Annotated in this window: 15 protein-coding genes and 1 riboswitch; of the genes, 10 read left to right on the top strand and 5 right to left on the bottom strand. The window is 74.6% G+C overall.

Annotation, left to right across the window (positions count from 1 at the left end; genetic code table 11):
• Nucleotides 1-52: 52 nt before the first annotated feature.
• The 9 genes from ACQPXD_RS38650 (at nucleotide 53) to ACQPXD_RS38610 (ending at nucleotide 11,404) form a co-directional block, all read left to right on the top strand.
• Nucleotides 53-775, top strand: a complete 723-nt coding sequence (locus ACQPXD_RS38650) for a copper resistance CopC family protein (RefSeq protein ID WP_432826985.1) — start codon at nucleotides 53-55, stop codon at nucleotides 773-775.
• Between the two features lie 109 nt (nucleotides 776-884).
• Nucleotides 885-1,009: riboswitch (cobalamin riboswitch) on the top strand.
• 59 nt (nucleotides 1,010-1,068) lie between these two features.
• The gene (locus ACQPXD_RS38645; RefSeq protein WP_432826983.1) at nucleotides 1,069-3,273 is read left to right on the top strand and encodes a VWA domain-containing protein; all 2,205 of its coding nucleotides are present in this window, start codon (nucleotides 1,069-1,071) and stop codon (nucleotides 3,271-3,273) included.
• 1 nt (nucleotide 3,274) lies between these two features.
• Nucleotides 3,275-3,877: a cob(I)yrinic acid a,c-diamide adenosyltransferase gene (cobO, locus tag ACQPXD_RS38640; protein WP_432826981.1), complete on the top strand. Its 603-nt coding sequence runs from the start codon at nucleotides 3,275-3,277 to the stop codon at nucleotides 3,875-3,877.
• Nucleotides 3,871-5,199, top strand: coding sequence for a cobyrinate a,c-diamide synthase (locus ACQPXD_RS38635; RefSeq protein WP_432826979.1), 1,329 nt, complete (start codon nucleotides 3,871-3,873; stop codon nucleotides 5,197-5,199). Before cobO ends, ACQPXD_RS38635 begins: the two co-directional genes overlap by 7 nt.
• A complete protein-coding gene (gene cbiE / locus ACQPXD_RS38630) occupies nucleotides 5,190-6,740 on the top strand; it encodes a precorrin-6y C5,15-methyltransferase (decarboxylating) subunit CbiE (RefSeq protein WP_432826977.1) in 1,551 nt (516 codons plus the stop codon). The genes ACQPXD_RS38635 and cbiE overlap by 10 nt, the downstream gene beginning before the upstream one ends.
• On the top strand, nucleotides 6,737-7,480 hold the full coding sequence (gene cobM / locus ACQPXD_RS38625) for a precorrin-4 C(11)-methyltransferase (protein ID WP_432826975.1): 744 nt from the start codon (nucleotides 6,737-6,739) through the stop codon (nucleotides 7,478-7,480). Before cbiE ends, cobM begins: the two co-directional genes overlap by 4 nt.
• 35 nt (nucleotides 7,481-7,515) lie before the next feature.
• Complete coding sequence (locus ACQPXD_RS38620; protein ID WP_432826972.1) at nucleotides 7,516-8,457, top strand: DUF1861 family protein; 942 nt, start codon at nucleotides 7,516-7,518, stop codon at nucleotides 8,455-8,457.
• Between the two features lie 20 nt (nucleotides 8,458-8,477).
• Nucleotides 8,478-9,758 carry a lipopolysaccharide biosynthesis protein gene (locus ACQPXD_RS38615; protein ID WP_432826970.1) on the top strand — a complete coding sequence of 427 codons (1,281 nt, stop codon included), beginning with the start codon at nucleotides 8,478-8,480 and terminating at the stop codon, nucleotides 9,756-9,758.
• Nucleotides 9,755-11,404, top strand: a complete 1,650-nt coding sequence (locus ACQPXD_RS38610) for a sugar ABC transporter permease (RefSeq protein WP_432826968.1) — start codon at nucleotides 9,755-9,757, stop codon at nucleotides 11,402-11,404. Before ACQPXD_RS38615 ends, ACQPXD_RS38610 begins: the two co-directional genes overlap by 4 nt.
• 28 nt (nucleotides 11,405-11,432) lie before the next feature.
• On the opposite strand, the gene ACQPXD_RS38605 is transcribed toward ACQPXD_RS38610, so the two are convergent.
• The gene (locus ACQPXD_RS38605) at nucleotides 11,433-12,077 is read right to left on the bottom strand and encodes a hypothetical protein (protein ID WP_432826966.1); all 645 of its coding nucleotides are present in this window, start codon (nucleotides 12,075-12,077) and stop codon (nucleotides 11,433-11,435) included.
• Between the two features lie 194 nt (nucleotides 12,078-12,271).
• On the bottom strand, nucleotides 12,272-12,763 hold the full coding sequence (locus tag ACQPXD_RS38600) for an alpha/beta hydrolase (RefSeq protein WP_432826964.1): 492 nt from the start codon (nucleotides 12,761-12,763) through the stop codon (nucleotides 12,272-12,274).
• Between the two features lie 322 nt (nucleotides 12,764-13,085).
• Here ACQPXD_RS38600 and ACQPXD_RS38595 point away from each other — a divergent pair, with 322 nt between their 5' ends.
• Nucleotides 13,086-13,304, top strand: coding sequence for a hypothetical protein (locus ACQPXD_RS38595; protein ID WP_432826962.1), 219 nt, complete (start codon nucleotides 13,086-13,088; stop codon nucleotides 13,302-13,304).
• Between the two features lie 264 nt (nucleotides 13,305-13,568).
• Here ACQPXD_RS38595 and pqqE read toward each other — a convergent pair whose 3' ends face one another.
• The 3 genes from pqqE to ACQPXD_RS38580 are packed head-to-tail and all read right to left on the bottom strand — an operon-like array spanning nucleotide 13,569 to nucleotide 15,876.
• On the bottom strand, nucleotides 13,569-15,059 hold the full coding sequence (pqqE, locus tag ACQPXD_RS38590; protein ID WP_432826960.1) for a pyrroloquinoline quinone biosynthesis protein PqqE: 1,491 nt from the start codon (nucleotides 15,057-15,059) through the stop codon (nucleotides 13,569-13,571).
• Complete coding sequence (gene pqqC, locus ACQPXD_RS38585; protein ID WP_432826958.1) at nucleotides 15,056-15,754, bottom strand: pyrroloquinoline-quinone synthase PqqC; 699 nt, start codon at nucleotides 15,752-15,754, stop codon at nucleotides 15,056-15,058. Before pqqC ends, pqqE begins: the two co-directional genes overlap by 4 nt.
• A complete protein-coding gene (locus tag ACQPXD_RS38580) occupies nucleotides 15,733-15,876 on the bottom strand; it encodes a hypothetical protein (RefSeq protein WP_432826956.1) in 144 nt (47 codons plus the stop codon). Before ACQPXD_RS38580 ends, pqqC begins: the two co-directional genes overlap by 22 nt.
• Between the last annotated feature and the right edge of the window lie 454 nt (nucleotides 15,877-16,330).

Here is a 16,330-nt window from a genome sequence, read left to right as displayed (position 1 = left end):
GGAGTGAATGTACTGGGTTGTCGCCCGCTGCGGAACCCGTCATCATGGCCCGATGTCCTTGCCGGTGCGCGTGGCCGTCGTTCTGGTCGCGGCCGCTCTCGTCGTGCTGCCCGCGACCCCGGCCGCCGCCCACGGCCAGCTGGCCCTGTCCGACCCGGTGCAGGACAGCACGGTCAGCCAGCCGATGAGCGACATTTCGCTGTACTTCACCGAGACGCCCCCGTCATTCGCGTGGTTCACGCTCACCACCCCGTCGGGCCGGCGGGTCGACAACGGCTGGCGCACCGGCCAGCCGAAGCGCCTCGACAAGCCGGTCCAGGAGTACTACATCGTCAACGGCAAGCTCGAGCCGCGCACCTACGGCACCGGCTACCCGGCGCTGATCTCCGTCTCGCACTGGCCGGAGCAGGGCCTCTACGTCGCCGCGTACCAGTCCGTGGCCTCCGACGGCGACCAGGTCAAGGGCACCCTGCGGTTCACCTACACGGGCCCGGTCACCCAGCCCCCGTCCGGCTGGACGCCGCCCACGAACGGCCCCTCGGCGGAGCTGACCCGCGCCCTGTCCGGCGCGAGCCCCACGCCCGGCCTGCTGCAGGACGCCGGCTCCGCCCCCGCCCAGAGCGCCGCCGCACCGCCCGCCCCGTTCGTGCTCACCGACTGGCTGATCCCGGCCGTGATCGTCGCCGGCGTGGCCGCGATCGTGCTCGCCGCCGCCCGCCGCGCACCCGCCCGGCCGGCGAAGAAGCGCCGCAGGTCTGCCGGATCCCCTGGGTAAGGCGGTCATCGCGGCGGATGCCGTTCCCATCGGCCGGTGGTGGGGGATCGTGAGGGTCACGTTGACGGTGGCGGTACCGGTGGGACACGATGGCCAGCAGCGGATGCGGAGGAACCCGGTGCGAGTCCGGGACGGTCCCGCCACTGTGACCGGGGAGTTGCCCCTCAGCGCACGAGCCACGGCCGACCAGGCCGGAAGGCCGGGGGGCGGCGGCGATCCGGGAGTCAGGAGACTCCGGCCGCTGCTGCTCCAGCCACCTCGCGGGCGCGGACCCGCCGAAGGGATGTGTACGCGTGACGCCGCCGTATCCGTTCTCGGCCGTCGTCGGCCTGGCCGACCTGCGCCTGTCGCTGCTGCTCACCGCCGTGTCGCCGGCGATCGGTGGGGTACTGGTGCGGGGGGAGAAGGGCACCGCCAAGTCCACCATCGTGCGCGCCCTCGCCGCGCTGCTGCCCGAGGTCGCCGTCGTCTCCGGCTGCCGGTTCGCCTGCGACCCGGCCGCCCCCGACGCCGAGTGCCCCGACGGCCCGCACACGCCCGGCGCCGGGTTCGAGCGGCGCCGCTCCGCCCTGGTCGAGCTGCCGGTCGGCGCCACCGAGGACCGGGTCGTGGGCACCCTGGACCTGCAGCGCGCCCTCGGCGACGGGGTCAAGGCCTACGAGCCGGGCCTCCTCGCCGCCGCGCACCGCGGGGTGCTCTACGTCGACGAGGTCAACCTGCTGCCCGACCACCTGGTCGACCTGCTCCTCGACGCGGCCGCGATGGGCCGCGCCCACGTGGAGCGCGACGGGGTCTCGGTCAAGCACGCCGCCCGGTTCCTGCTCGTCGGCACCATGAACCCGGAGGAGGGCGAGCCGCGCCCGCAGCTGGTCGACCGGTTCGGGCTGGTCGTCGGCGTCTCCGCGCCCCAGGAGGCGGCGCCGCGGGCCGAGGTGGTCCGGCGGCGGCTCGCCTACGAGGCCGATCCGGACGGGTTCGCCGCCCGATACGTCTCCGACGACGCGGCGCTCGCGGCGCGGATCGTCGCCGCCCGCTCCCGCCTCGGCGGCGTCGCGCTGCCCGATCGGGAGCTGGATCGGATCGCGCGGATCTGCCTGGCGTACCGGGTCGACGGCCTGCGGGCCGACATCGTGGTCGCGCGCACGGCGGTGGCCCTGGCGGCGTGGCACGGTCGCACGGTCGTGACCAGGGAAGACGTGCGCGACGCGGCGCGGCTGGCGCTGCCGCATCGGCGGCGGCGGGATCCGCTCGACCCGCCGGGGGCGGACCGTGACCGGCTCGAAGAGGTCCTCGAGCAGGAGGCCGGGCCGGACTCCGACGACGATCCGCCCGCCGATCCCGGCGGCGGCCCTGCTGGAGGTCCTGACGGCGGCCCATCAGATGGCGATTCACCGGATAAATCCGATTCGCGGGGCGAATCGGATTTATCCGACATTTCGGGTATGCGCGAAGGTGCGGCAGGTGAAGATCGGCGGCGCGACGGCCGCGACAACGGCGGCCCGCGCGGCGACGGTAGCCGGCGTGGTGACGGCCGCGACAACGGCGGTTGGCATCGCGACGGCGGCCCCCGCGGTGAGGGCGGCCCGCGTGGTGACGACGGTTGGCGTGGTGCGGGCGGCCCGCGCGGTGACCGTGGCGACGCTGGCCGGCGCGGCGACGGCGGCGAGGGCGGCCAGCAGGGCGACGGGGCCGCGTGGGATTTGGACAAATCGGGCGGCACCGGGCAAGGGGTCGGGGCGCCGGGGGCGCTGGCGTTCGTGGGCCTGCCGTACAAGCCGAAACTCCTGAGCATCGCCGGGCGCGCCAACCGCCAGGCGGGCGCCCATGCCGGCCGCCGCTCGCCGGCACTGTCGCGCCACGGGCGCGTCGTGCGGTCCCGGGCCCCGCTCGGCGGGAAGCTGACCAGCCTGCACGTGCCGGACACGGTCCGCGCCGCCGCGCTGCGCGGGGTCCGGCGCGCCGAGGCCCGGGACGTCCGCGAGGCGGTGAAGGTCGGCCGCGAGGCCAACCTCGTGCTGTTCGTCGTCGACGCCTCCGGCTCGATGGCCGCCCGGCAGCGGATGACCGTGGTGAAGACCGCCATCCTGTCCCTGTTGCGCGACGCCTACCAGCGGCGGGACAAGGTCGGGATGATCATCTTCCGGGGGTACGACGCCGCGCTCGTCCTGGAGCCGACGGCCAGCCACGAGGTCGGCGTGGTGCGCCTCGCCGAGCTGCGCACCGGGGGCCGCACGCCGCTCGCCGCCGGGCTGCGCCAGGCCGCCCGCACGCTGCACGGCGAGCGCCGCCGCGACGCCCGCCGCCGGCCGCTGCTCGTCGTCGTCACCGACGGCCGGTCGACGAGCGGGCCGGACCCGCTCAGCGTCGTGCCGCTGCTGGCCGGCGTGCCCGCCGTCGTCGTCGACTGCGAGTCCGGCCCGATCCGCCTCGGCCTCGCGCGCCGCCTCGCCGCCGCGCTCGAGGCGTCCTGCATTCCGCTAGCGAGCCTGGGAGCCTGACGTGCCGCAGGGAAAAGTCGAGACCGTGCCCGACGACGGGCTCACCACCCGGCAGCGCCGGCGGCAGCACGTGCTCGCCGTACACACCGGGCAGGGAAAAGGCAAGTCGACCGCCGCGTTCGGCATGGCGCTGCGGGCCTGGAGCGCCGGCTGGCCGATCGCCGTCTTCCAGTTCGTGAAGAGCCCCAAGTGGCGGGTCGGCGAGGAGGCCGCGTTGCGTGCCCTCGGCGACACCGGCAAGGGCGGCCCGGTCGTGTGGCACAAGATGGGCGAGGGCTGGTCGTGGATCCAGCGGCCCGGCGACGAGCGCGACCACGCCGCCGAGGCCGCCGAGGGCTGGGCCCAGATCAAGCGCGACCTCGCCGCCGAGGCGTACCGGTTCTACGTGCTGGACGAGTTCACGTACCCCGTCAAATGGGGCTGGGTCGACATCGCCGACGTCGTCGAGACGCTGCGCGACCGCCCCGGCAGCCAGCACGTCGTGGTGACCGGGCGGGACGCCCACCCCGACCTGATCGACCTCGCCGACCTCGTCACCGACATGACCAAGGTCAAGCATCCGATGGACGCCGGGCGTAAGGGCCAGCAGGGCATCGAGTGGTAGCCCGGATCGTCATCGCGGCACCCGCCTCCGGACACGGCAAGACCACCGTCGCGACCGGGCTGCTGGCCGCGTTCGCGGCGCGGGGCCTGAAGGTCGCGCCGTTCAAGGTCGGTCCCGACTACATCGACCCCGGCTACCACGCCCTCGCCGCCGGCCGCCCCGGCCGCAACCTCGACCCGGTCCTGGTCGGCGAGGACCGCATCGCGCCGCTGTTCGCCCACGGCGCGGCCGGCGCCGACCTCGCCGTCATCGAGGGCGTGATGGGGCTGTACGACGGGCGCACCGGCGCCGGCGAGCACGGCTCCACCGCCCACGTGGCCCGCCTGCTGGCCGCCCCGGTCGTCCTCGTCGTCGACGCCACCGCCCAGGCCCGCTCGGTCGCCGCCCTCGTGCACGGGTTCCGCTCGTTCGGTGACGGCTTGCACATCGCCGGCGTCGTGCTCAACCGCGTCGGCTCCGACCGCCACGAGCAGATCCTGCGCGACGCCTGCGCCGAGGTCGGCACCCCGGTCCTCGGCGTGCTGCGCCGCCACGACGCCGTCGCCGCCCCGTCGCGCCACCTCGGCCTGGTCCCGGTCGTGGAGCGCTCGGCCGAGGCCGCCGCGTCCGTCGCCGCGCTCGCCGGCCTCATCGCCGCGAGCGTCGACCTGGACGCGGTCCACGCGGTGGCCCGCACCGCCGGACCCGTCACCGCGACCCCGTGGTCGCCGTCCGTCGCGCCCCCGGCCCCGGGCGCGCCCGTCGTGGCCGTGGCCGGCGGCCCCGCGTTCTCCTTCGGCTACGCCGAGACGGTCGAGCTGCTCACCGCCGCCGGCGCCCAGGTGTCCACCGTCGACCCGCTGCGCGACGAGCGCCTCCCGCCCGGCACCAGGGCGCTCGTCGTCGGTGGCGGTTTTCCCGAGGTGTACGCCGAGCAGCTGGCCGCCAACGCCCCCCTCCGGGACGCGGTGGCGTCCCTCGCCGCGGCGGGCGGCGCGATCGCCGCCGAGTGCGCCGGGCTGCTCTGGCTGTGCCGCACCCTGGACGGCCGCCCGATGTGCGGCATCCTGCCCGCGGACGCGGCCATGACCCCGCGGCTGACCCTCGGCTACCGCGACGCGGTCGCCGTCGCCGACAACGTCCTCGCCCCGGCCGGCACCCGCGTCACCGGCCACGAGTTCCACCGCACCCGGGTGACTCCCGCGCACGGCGACGCCGCGGCCTGGGCCTGGCGCGACGGCCGCGACGGCTTCGCCACCGGCACCGTCCACGCCTCCTACCTGCACCTGCACTGGGCGGGCGCGCCGGAACTCGCCTACCGGCTGGTGGCCTCGTGCGCCTAGTCGTCGGCATCGGCGCCCGCACCGGCACCGGGCCCGCCGAGGTCCTCGCCCTGCTGGCCGAGTCGCTGTCCACATTGGACGACGTGGTGGCCGTGTCCACAGTGGACACTCGGCAGGATTTGGCGGCCGCCGTGGCCCACCCGCACGGCTGGCAGGTGGTAGCGTTTCCCGCAGAGGAATTGGCTTCCGTGCCGGTCTCAGCACCATCGGCACGCGTCGCGTCGGCCATCGGCACTCCCAGCGTCGCGGAGTCTTCAGCACTCGTGGCGGCGGCCCGGATGGGTGGAGTGGGCGCCGGCGCGGCCGTCCTCATCGTCGGGAAGCGGTCATCGTCGGCCGCCACGATCGCCGTGGCGGCGGCCGCCCCCGAAGTCACCGTCGTCGGCATCGGCGCTGACGGATTCGCCGGCCTGTCCCCCGAGGGCCGGACCACGATCGCAACCGCAGCGGTGGTGTTCGGCGGGCCTCGCCAGCTCGCCTTGCTGCCACCGACCGAGCAGCAGGAGAGGATCGCATGGCCGTCGCCGCTCGTGCCTAACCTGCCCCGGCTGCTGGCCGAGCGGCACGGCAAGAGGGTCTGCGTGCTGGCCAGCGGCGACCCGATGCACTACGGGATCGGGACCACGCTCGTCCGGCTCCTCGGCGCCGCGCACGTGAAGGTCGTGCCGCAGCCCTCGTCGATGGCGCTGGCCTGCGCGCGGCTCGGGTGGGCGGTCGAGGACACCGAGATCGTCAGCGCCGTCGGGCGGGACATCGGCGCGCTGCGGCGGTATCTGCACGACCGCAGGCGGGTGCTCGTGCTCGGGGCCGGCGCTGACACGCCCGCCGAGGTGTGGCGGATCCTCGAGGAGACCGGGTTCGGCGGCAGCGTCGTCACCATCCTCGAAGAGCTGGGCGGGCCCGGGGAGCGGATGCACCACGACCCGGCCGCGGCGAAAGCGCTGCACATCGTCGCCATCGAGTGCCGCGGCGCCGGCGGGGTGCCGGTCGTGCCCGGGCTGCCTGACGGGCAGTACCACAGCGACGGCCAGCTCACCAAGCGCGAAATCCGGGCCGTCACCCTCGCCGCGCTCGGGCCGCGCCCCGGCGAACTCCTCTGGGACATCGGCGCCGGGTCCGGCAGCATCGCCGTCGAATGGCTGCGCGCGCACCCGGCCTGCCGCGCGATCGCCGTCGAGCGGGACCCCGTGCGGGCCGAACGGGTCACCGGCAACGCGCGGCGGCTCGGGGTGCCCGGGCTCGAGGTCGTCACCGGCGCGGCGCCCGGCGCGCTCGACGGCCTCACCACGCCCGACGCCGTGTTCGTCGGCGGCGGGTTCACCGCCCCCGGCGTGTTCGAGCGCTGCTGGGCGGCGCTGCGCCCCGGCGGCCGGCTCGTGGTCAACGCCGTCACCGTCGAGTCCGAGCGGCTCGTCGCCGAACTCCACGCCCGGCACGGCGGCGAACTGACCCGCATCGCGGTCAACCGGGCCGCGCCCGTCGGCGGGTTCCTCGGATGGCGGCCGATGCTGCCCGTGACGCAGTGGGTGGTCCAGAAATGACCGTGTACTTCATCGGGGCCGGCCCCGGCGCCGCCGACCTCATCACCGTGCGCGGCCGCGACCGCATCGCCGCCGCGCCGGTCTGCCTCTACGCGGGCAGCCTCGTCCCGGTCGAGCTGCTGCGGTACTGCCCGCCCGGCGCCCGGCTCGTCGACACCGCCGACCTCAACCTCGACCAGATCCTCGCCGAGCTCGTCGCCGCCCACCGGGCCGGGCACGACGTGGCCCGGCTGCACTCCGGCGACCCGTCCGTGTTCAGCGCCATGGCCGAACAGCTGCGCCGGCTCGACGCGGCCGGCATACCCTACGAGATCGTGCCCGGCGTCCCGGCGTTCGCGGCCGCCGCCGCCTCGCTCAAGCGCGAGCTGACCGTGCCGGGCGTCGCGCAGACCGTCATCCTCACCCGCACCGCCGCCCGCGCCACCCCCATGCCGCCCGGCGAGGAGCTCGCCACCCTCGCCGCCAGCCGCGCCACCCTGGTCCTGCACCTCGCGGTACAGCGGATCGCGGAGCTCGCCGCCGAGCTCGCCCCGTGGTACGGCGCCGACTGCCCGGCCGCCGTCGTCGCCTACGCCAGCCGCGCCGACGAGACCATCCTGCGCGGCACGCTCGCCGACATCGCCGGGCAGGTGCAAGCCGCCGGCATCAAACGCACCGCGATCATCGTCGTCGGCGCCGTACTCACCGCCGAGGAGTTCCCCGACAGTCACCTGTACTCCACGACCCGCCCGCGCGGGTGAGCCGGAGCCGGCCCGGCGCCTGGGACACTCGGCGTGTGACGCCGCCGCCGAGCTACCACGAGCTGATCGCCGCCCACGAGGCCCGCCTGTCCGGCCGGCTCGAGGACATCCCCGGCACCGAGGGCCGTTTCGCCTACAACCCCTGCCTGATCGCCGAGCCCGGTGGGCGCACCCTGCTCGCCGTGCGCGTCGAGTCGCCCGGCAGCTACTGGCGCGACCGGACCTCGTGGGACCCGGAGGTGCGCTTCTACGAGCGGGTCGCCGGCCGCTGGGAGCCCGCCGCCGGCACGCCCGTCTTCCCGGCCGCCGAGGACCCGTTCGCGGCCTGGACCCGCGACGCCGACGGCCGGCCCCGGCTGGTGTTCGGCGTCGTGACCCTCGACTTCGGCGGCGCCGTCCCGGTCGCGGTCACCCGGTTCTTCGCCGCGCCCGACGTGAAGTCGCTCGACCCGGAGGCGGCCTTTCTCGAAGTACCCGGAATGAAGGACATCCGGCTGCTGCAGCGGGCCCAGGACGTCGTCGTGTGCGGGCGGCCCCAGGGCGGACGGGCCGGAATCGGGCGGATCAGCGTCGCCATCGCCGGCTCGGTCGAGGCCGTCACCGCGGAGCTGATCTCCGCCGCGCACGTCTTCGTCGACCAGGTCGAGCCCGGCACCAAGCTCGGCGCCAACGAGCTCTTCGACCTCGGCGACGGGACGGTCGGCGTGCTCGGTCACGTCGCCATCGGCGAGGAAGGCTCCACCCAGCGGTACGCCGCCGCGTGGTGGACGCTCGACCCGCTCCGCCGCACCGCCACCGCGCCGGTCGTGATCGCCACCCGGGCCGACTTCCCGGCCGCCCCGGCCAAATTCCCGGCCATCGCCGACGTCGTCTTCCCCGGCGCGCTCGAACACCTGCCCGACGGCCGCCTCCGGCTCTACTGCGGCCTCGGCGACGCCCGCACCGGCTCGGCGATCCTGCCCCGCGTACCCGGGTGACGCTGCGTAAAGTACCGCTCATGGCAACTGAGGCGCCGCCCGCGCCGCCGGCACCGGCCGGGCCGGGCTACCGCGCGCTCGCCCGCAACTCGGCGGTCGCGGCCGGCGCCAACATCGCCAACGGCCTGCTCAGCGCCGCGATCCTGGCGCTGTGCGCGGCGTTCGGGCAGACCGGGGAGATCGCCGCCTACACCGTGGTCACCTCGGCGCTGGCGTTCGTGCTCATCGCCGTCGGCGGCGGGTCGGCGCTGCTGTATCTCAACGGCACCGAGGAGCAGCGCACGCTCGTGCGCAGCCAGTGGGTCCTCGTCGTGCTGCCCGCCCTGATCCTCGGCGCGGTCGCGGTGGCCGCGTTCTACGACCGGCGCGGCTACAGCCTCTCCGCGCTGGCCGCGGCCGGCGTGGTGGTCCTCGGCAACGGCCTCGCCCAGCTGCAGATCGCCGACTTCACCCGCCGGATGCGGTTCGTGTCCAGCGCGCTGCTCATGTGCGGCAGCAAGGCGGCCTCGCTGGTCATGGTGCTGTCGGGGGTACCGCTCACCGCCGCCCTCGGCGCCGCCGGCCTCGCCCAGCTCGTCGCCGGCGAGATCGTCCTCGGCCGCGAAGGCTCGCTGCGGCAGGTCCGCCGGCCCTCCGTCCGGCAGGCCGTCGCCGCCTACCGCTCCGGGCGCAACCTGTTCGGCTTCGCCGTCGGCGACCTCTACGTGGCCCGCTTCGGCACCGTCGTGCTGTCCCTGCTCGCCCCGCCCGCGGTCATGGGCAGCTTCGGCGCGGTCGTCACCGCCTACCAGGCCATCGGCGGCGTGCTGCAGTCGGCGCTGCAGGTGCCCATGATCGCTCGGGCCCGCAGCCGGCTGGGCATCGAGCGCGCCAACCACCCGGCCGCCTTCTCCGTCGCGGTCGCCCTGGCCTGCGCCCTGCCGATGGCGGCCGGCGTCGCCGCGCTCTCGCCCTTTCTCACCCGCACGCTGCTGTCGCTGCCCCACCCGCAGGCCCCCGCCTGGCTGGCGCTGTTCATGCTCGCGCTGCCGTTCATGGCCGTCACCCGGGCCCTCATGTTCAACTGGATCGGCGACGGGCACTACCGCTGGGCGACGAACGCGGTCGCCGTCCTCGCCGCCGTCCTGACCGTCACCGTCGCGCTCGGCGTGCCCCGCTTCGGCGCGCTCGGCGCCGCCGCGGCGACCGCCGCCGCCGAGGCCCTCACCGCCGCCGCCATCCTGGTCTTCGCCGGCCGCGCCGCCGGCCTCCGCCGGCGGGGTTCCCACAATTCGACAGATACCGATACCATGCGCCCGTGAGCGAGCAAGCCGTCGCCCCGCCGGTCGCTTCGCCCGCGGCCCGCGGGCCGCTGCCGATCGTGCTCGGCCTGGTCTTCGCCGTGCCGGCGCTGATCCTCCTGCTGACCTCCTACGTCGTGCCCGCCATCTGGACGATCCGGGCCGGCTTCCAGCGCCGCGACGGGCTCAGCGACCCCGTCGACGTCGGCACGCAGAACTACGACCGCGCGATCAACGGCGAATTCTGGGCCGCGTTCGGCTACGCGCTGCTCATCGGCCTGATCCCGCTGCTGCTCGTGCTGACCGTCGCGCCGGCGCTCGCCTGGGCCGCCCACCGCACCGGCGTCACCGGCCGATGGGTGACCCGCGTCGTGCTGAGCCTGCCGCTGGCCCTCCTCACGCCGACCGGCCTCGCCCTGGCCTGGGCCGTGTATCAGCAGCCGCTCGCCAGCGACCGGGGCACCGCCCGGGCGGTCGTCGCCGTGGCCATCGCCGTCACCCTCTTCGGCGCGGTGATCGCCGCCGGCGCCACCGCCTACCTGGCCGCCCTGCGCCGCCGCGACCCGGCCCGCTCGCCGTGGCCCGCGCTGCTGGTCGTGGCCGCCCTCGCCGGGCTCACCACGCTCGCCCTCGCCGTGCAGACGTTCACCCACCCGCTGCTGCTCACCGGCGGCGGCCCGGTCCACGCCACCCAGACGCCGCTGCTGCAGATCTACGACGACGGCTTCCGCAGCTTCCAGTTCGGCCCGGCCGCCGCCGCGTCGACCGTCCTGCTCGCCGTCCTCGCCGCACTCGGCCTGGCGGCGACGATCCTGGTGATCGTGACCCGGCTCCGCCTGGAGCTCGACCCCACCGCCCGCTCCGCCGACGCCGCTCCGCCCGCCTCGGGCACCGGCCCCGTCGCCCTGATCGTCGGCGGCATCCTGCTGCTCGCCGTCCTCGGCGGCATCATCTCCGGCAACGTGCCGCTGCTGCGCGGCATGTTCAACGGCGCCGCCACCCCGGAGGACCTTTCGGCGGGCAAGGCCTTCCTCGACACCTACGTGCCCCCGCTGCTCTCGGCCGGCGTGGGCGTCGCCGCGGCCGCGCTGGCCGGCTTCGGCATCGGCGCGCTGCGGCCCTTCGGCCCGCGCAGCGAGCTGCTCCTGCTGCCGTTCGGCCCGTTCCTGTTCGTGGGCACCGGGCCGTTGGTCATCCAGGGGTACACCCACCTCAAGGACGCCGGCCTCGTCGACACGCTGGCCGGCCTGACGTCGCCGAGCCTGATCGCGATCCCGGCCCTGTTCGCCTTCACCCTGCTCGGCCGCGGCCAGGCGGCCCGGGCCGAGCAACTGCGCCAGGCCGGCGCCCCGGTCCCGTGGGCGCGCACCTACCTGCTGCCCGCCCTGCCGATGCTCGCCCTCACCTTCGGCGCCACCTGGCTCGCCCAGTCCCAGGACGTGCTGTGGCAGCTGGTGGCCGGCATGCACGACGCGCTCACCGGCCCGGTCCTGGCCATCGTGGCCCAGTCCGCCTACGCCACCAACCCCGACAGCATCCCGTTCGCCGCGGTCCTGCCGCCGGCGATCGCGGCGCTCACCCTGCTCGCCGCGGTCGCCCTCCAGCTGTGGTATCTCGACCGCCTGGCCCTGCGCGTCGGCGCCCCGGAGCCCGATCCCGAGCCCTGACCCGAATCTTTTGTCCATCGCCGCGCGCTTACGACCGGCTGCGTGCGGTGAGGATACGGCAGCTGACGGCCAGGGCCCAGAACGGGAAGGCCAGCTCGGACCAGGGAACTTCGGTGACGACGACGAGCAGGACCGCGCCGACGAGGTAGCCCAGCCACACCAGCCAGCGCGGGAACAGGTTCAGGCGGCGCCCGATCGTGGTCGTCGAGAAGGTGAAGACGGCGGCTATGCGCATGCAGTAGCTCGACAGCAGCGTGAAGGTGAAGTGGTGGCTGTAGCGCCACAGCTGCGGCGGCGGTCCGCCGGCCGACGTGCCGGCGACGAAGAGCATGCTGTCCGCGTCCGTGGCCAGCGCGAACAGCATCGCGACGAACAGCACTCCGCTGCCGAGGAACACGGTGGCGAAGAACTTGTCCTCCCGCGCGCCGAGGTAGGCCCGCAGCGCCGCCATGAACCACAGGAAGGCGATGCCGGCGAACGGCAGCAGCGTCAGCGCCACCCGCAGGGCGGCGCGGCCGAGGCTGGTGGCGTGCCACGTGGTCGCGGCGGGCGGCAGCTCCGGGAAGACGATGCGGATGAGGACGATGGCGGCGGCGAGCAGGACGGCGAAGACGACGCCGGCGACACCCGCCGCCCGGGGCGGCTGGTCGGGCTGTCCGGTCGCCGCTGGCACGATGCCCCGTCAGGCCGGGCCCGCGCCGTGGCGGGTCGCGCTATGCCGGAGTGGGCCCACTCGGCCAGTGTGGCCGAGTGGTCACCGCTCGTCCCTTGCCCGTTTCGGGTGATGTGTTCTCGTCGCGTCAGCTTCTCGCTGGAGGTCGAGCTGAGCGGGCGATGGCCGTGGCAGAAGGGCGACACCGCCGCGTCCTAGATCAGGAACGCCCTAGCAGGTGGTGTCGTGGTTTGGGAGGGCGCCGGTGGTGAGGAAGGTGTTGCCGGCCGTTGTGCCGCAGGGATGCCGTTGAAGTAGACGCCGTGGCCGCCGGCGGTGATCGTCACCATGACCGAGCGGTTGGCCAGGGCCTTGCGCATGTCGCGGGCGCCCTCGATCGGCGTGTTGGGGTCGCGCTCATTCTGCAGGAGCAGGATGTTCCGCGGGCCGCCGCCGGTGATCTTGACGGCGGGCTCGGCCGGTGCGGACGGCCAGAACGCGCAGGGCCAGATGTTGGCTTCGGCGCCCGCCGACAGGGGGTACGCCTTGCGGTCGGCGGCCACGTTGCGGGCGTACGTGCTCACGTCGTGCGGCCAGCGGGCGTCGCCGCAGCTGACCGCGTAGGCGGCCGCGATCGCGTTGTCCGGCGGCACGCCGGGGTAGACGCCGGCGACGGGGCTGATCTGCGGCACCAGCCCCTGGAACACCGCGAGCGCGTCGGCGCCGCCCGTACCGTCGGCGAGCTGCCCACGACGTCCAGCCGCTGCAACCGGTCTTTCAACCGCGCCTTGAGCATGCGCAGCAGCATAGTGCCCAACGATCGACACGAATGATTCGTGCCGGCGCGCTGCGGACCATCGCTGATCGTCGCCGGCCGGGCGAGAAAATGGGCCAAGGTTCGTATATGGTGATTCTTGCCGATGCGGCAGATCACACCCCTACGACCCGAGCGTAATCGGGGCATGACAGGGAGAAGTGGGCAGGTCAGCCGCGTACCCACGGGGTGGCTCGGTGCTATACGGTCTTTTCGTGAGAGTCGAGCGTCACTGGTGGAACGGCGACCGCACCGAGCGAGGGCGGCGCGACGTATACATCCGCACCGATGGCTTGTCGTGGGAGGTCGAGGCCCGCGCCGGCGGCGGCGCCGGGCGGTCGAAGATCCACGAGTGCCCCGGCCGGCAGTCGGCGGAGATCTTGGCCGGGGCTTGGATGGAAGGCCAGCGCCGCTGGCAGCTCGTCGCCCCCTAATTGATCGTTTCAAAATGGAGCGCTACGTCGGTGCAGCGCGACGCAGCGACCGGAAGTCTCCGTGATCATGCACAACCCGGTGTCGACACCGACGGTTTTTCATGATCACGGAGTGGTGATGTACCCCTGTGTACCGGAAGTCTCCGGGATCATGGCAAACCCTGGTGCGGCCACCGCGGCGAGCATGATCACGGAGACTTTCGTCCGCCCGGGCCGGCCGCGCGGATCGGGGGGTGTGCCGCCGCGCGAAATCCGTCCTGTGGGTTACCTCCGGGCGCGCGGCACGGCCACCGGGCGGGGGCGGGAGGCGGCCGTCGCCGCGGCGCGGACGCTGTCGTGGTGCGGGGACCAGCGGCACGCCGGATCGGTCGCGGCCGGGTCGCCGGTGAGCTGGTAGGCCTGGCAGCGGCAGCCGCCGTGGTCGACCTCGGCCAGCGAGCAGCTGCGGCAAGGTTCGGGCATCCATGCCGTACCCCGGAAGGCATTGAACAGCGCCGAATGCTGCCAGACCTCGGCGAGCGGATCGGTGCGCACCGACGGCACGGCGACGCCCGGCAGCTGGCCCGCGGCGAGGCAGGGCAGGGCGTCGCCGTTGGGCGCGATCACCAGCTGCCGGCCGGCCCAGCCGTTCATGCACGGCTTCGCGGTGCCGGTGTGGTAGTCGGGCTCGACATAGACGATCTCCAGGCGGTCGCCGTGCCGGGCGTGGACCTCCGCGGCGGCGGCCGCGGCGGCGTCGACCTGGGCCGGGGCCGGCATCAGCGCGGGGCGGTTGCGCAGCGCCCAGCCGTAGAACTGGGCGTGGGCCAGCTCCAGCCGGTCCGCGCCCATCGTCACCGCCAGCTCGGCGATGCCGGTCAGCCGGGCCAGGTTGCCGGCGTGGAGCACGACGTTGACCGACAGCGGGATCCCGGCGGCCCGGACCATCGTCGCGGCGGCGAGCTTGCGGTCGTGGAACGGGCCGCCGGCGACCCGGTCGGCGCCGGCCCGGACGGCGTCCTGGATCGACAGCTGCAGGTGGTCGAGGCCGGCCCGGTGCAGCGCGGCGAGGCGGTCGGCGGTGAGCGGGATGCCGCTGGTGACGAGGTTGGTGTACAGGCCGAGGCGGGACGCGCGGCCGATCAGCTCCGGCAGGTCCGGGCGCAGCAGCGGTTCGCCGCCGGAGAGGTGCAGCTGCAGGACGCCGGCCGCGCGCGCCTGGGCGAACACCGAGCTCCACTGCTCGGTCGTCAGTTCTTCGCGGTACCGGCCGATGTCGAGCGGATTGGAGCAGTACGTGCAGCTCAGCGGGCACCGGTAGGTCAGCTCGGCGAGCAGCCCGGTCGGGTGCGGATGAGCGCTCGACCACGCGGCCGGCGTCAGCCCGTCCGGCGGGGCCGGGTCGCGACGGCCGGCGGCCTTGCCGGGCAACTCGCGACGGTCGGCGGCCTTGCCGGGCAACTCGCGACGGTCGGTGGCCTTGCCGGGCAACTCGCGACGGTCGGCGGCCTCGCCGGGCGCGAGCAGCCGGCGGTCGTGCAGGTCGGCCAGGAGCCGCTCGACGTCGGCCGCCGCGACGCCGGCGTAGTCGCGGGCCAGCAGCGCCACGATGCCGGCGACGTCCCGGCGGCCGTCGCAGGCCAGTACCACATCGGCAGCGACCGGATCGAGCAGCAGCACGCCCTCCGGATACAGCAGCGCGTGCCCGGATCGGACGGGGTCCCACACCAGGCGGACGCCCCGCCCGAGGCCGGGCCGGTTCGGCACCTGGCTCACGGCGCCGTTGCCGCGTAGTCGATCGCGTCGAGCATCGCGCCGAGGACATCGCACTTGAAGCGCAGCGCGTCGATCGCGGCCCGCTGCTGCTCGGCGGTGGTGCAGTGGGTCAGCACGATGTCGAGGGTGTCGGCGGCGTCGCCGCGGGCCACCGGGATCCGGGTCTCGAAGTAGGCCAGGCCGTCCGGCTTGACCCAGTCGTAGTACCGGCGCCACGCGGCCAGCCGGGCGGTCATGAGATCGGGCGCGAACAGTTCGGTGAGCGCCGCCGCGGCGCCCTCCGTCCACGGCCGGGTCTGGCAGAAGTGCAGGTAGGCGTCGACGGCGAAGCGCACCCCGCGCAGCACGTGCCGCTCGTCGACGACCTCCTCGCGGGTCAGCCCGACCGCCTCGGCGAGGACGAGCCAGTCGGCCAGCCCGCCCTCGCCCTCGGCGGTCCCGTCGTGGAAGATCACCCGGGGCAGCCACACCCGCCGCACCTCCGGCAGCGGGCACCGCGACATGATCGCCGCGTTCTTCTGGGCCAGGCAGCTCTGGTAGTACCAGCGGTTCGCCACCCAGGAGCGGATCTCCTCCGGCGTGCACCGCCCGGCGTTGAGCCGGACGTGGAACCGGTGGTGGTCCCAGTACTGCGCGGAGAGCCCCTGCAGCTGCGCGGCGAACGCCTCGCGGCTCAGCGGGTGCGCCGTTGCCACGGATCGCCGGTGCCGGAGTAGGCGGAAATCTCGGGCCGGGTCTCCAGGCACTCCACCCGCGGCGGGGTCCAGGGCCGCCGCTCGGGCGCGGCCACCGCGGCCGGTCGGGACGTGGTCGACATGAGGCTCTCCTCTCGTCGGGTCGACTGCCCGTCCAGCGTCGCGTCACCGCGCCCGGCGGGGCATCACCCCGGGCGGATCAGTAGTACGGTCCGTGCCAGCGCCGGCGCGGTCGGCTGGCTGGCATGCGGCAAGCGTTGTCGCGCCTGCCGTCCCGGCCATGAAGCGGCGGGGACGGCAGGCGCGGGTGGCGGACGATCGCCGCCTTTGGCCGAGCGGGCCGAAGGCGCGCGGCTCAGGCGTGGACGCCGACGCAGGGTTGCCCGAGCACCTGCCCGAATTGCGGGAAACTGATGTAGCCGCAGATCCTGCCCGCTTGCACGTTGCCGTTCACGGACATGATGTAGCCGCCCTTGACGGATGCGCAGTTGACATAGGCCCTGTCCGCTGACGTTCATACACAGCGTCGCCTGCTCGGTGGCGTTTCCGACGTAGATGCGGCCTCCGCAGGCCGAG

The sequence above is a fragment of the Dactylosporangium sp. CA-092794 genome, from assembly GCF_050948465.1.
GTDB lineage: Bacteria > Actinomycetota > Actinomycetes > Mycobacteriales > Micromonosporaceae > Dactylosporangium.
This window is presented reverse-complemented; position numbering and strand designations above follow the sequence as displayed.

Coding starts and splice junctions, on each gene's coding strand:
- ACQPXD_RS38650 (WP_432826985.1), top strand. CDS start 53: ATGTCCTTGCCGGTGCGCGTGGCCGTCGTTCTGGTCGCGGCCGCTCTC.
- cobM (WP_432826975.1), top strand. CDS start 6,737: ATGACCGTGTACTTCATCGGGGCCGGCCCCGGCGCCGCCGACCTCATC.
- ACQPXD_RS38615 (WP_432826970.1), top strand. CDS start 8,478: ATGGCAACTGAGGCGCCGCCCGCGCCGCCGGCACCGGCCGGGCCGGGC.
- ACQPXD_RS38580 (WP_432826956.1), bottom strand. CDS start 15,876: ATGTCGACCACGTCCCGACCGGCCGCGGTGGCCGCGCCCGAGCGGCGG.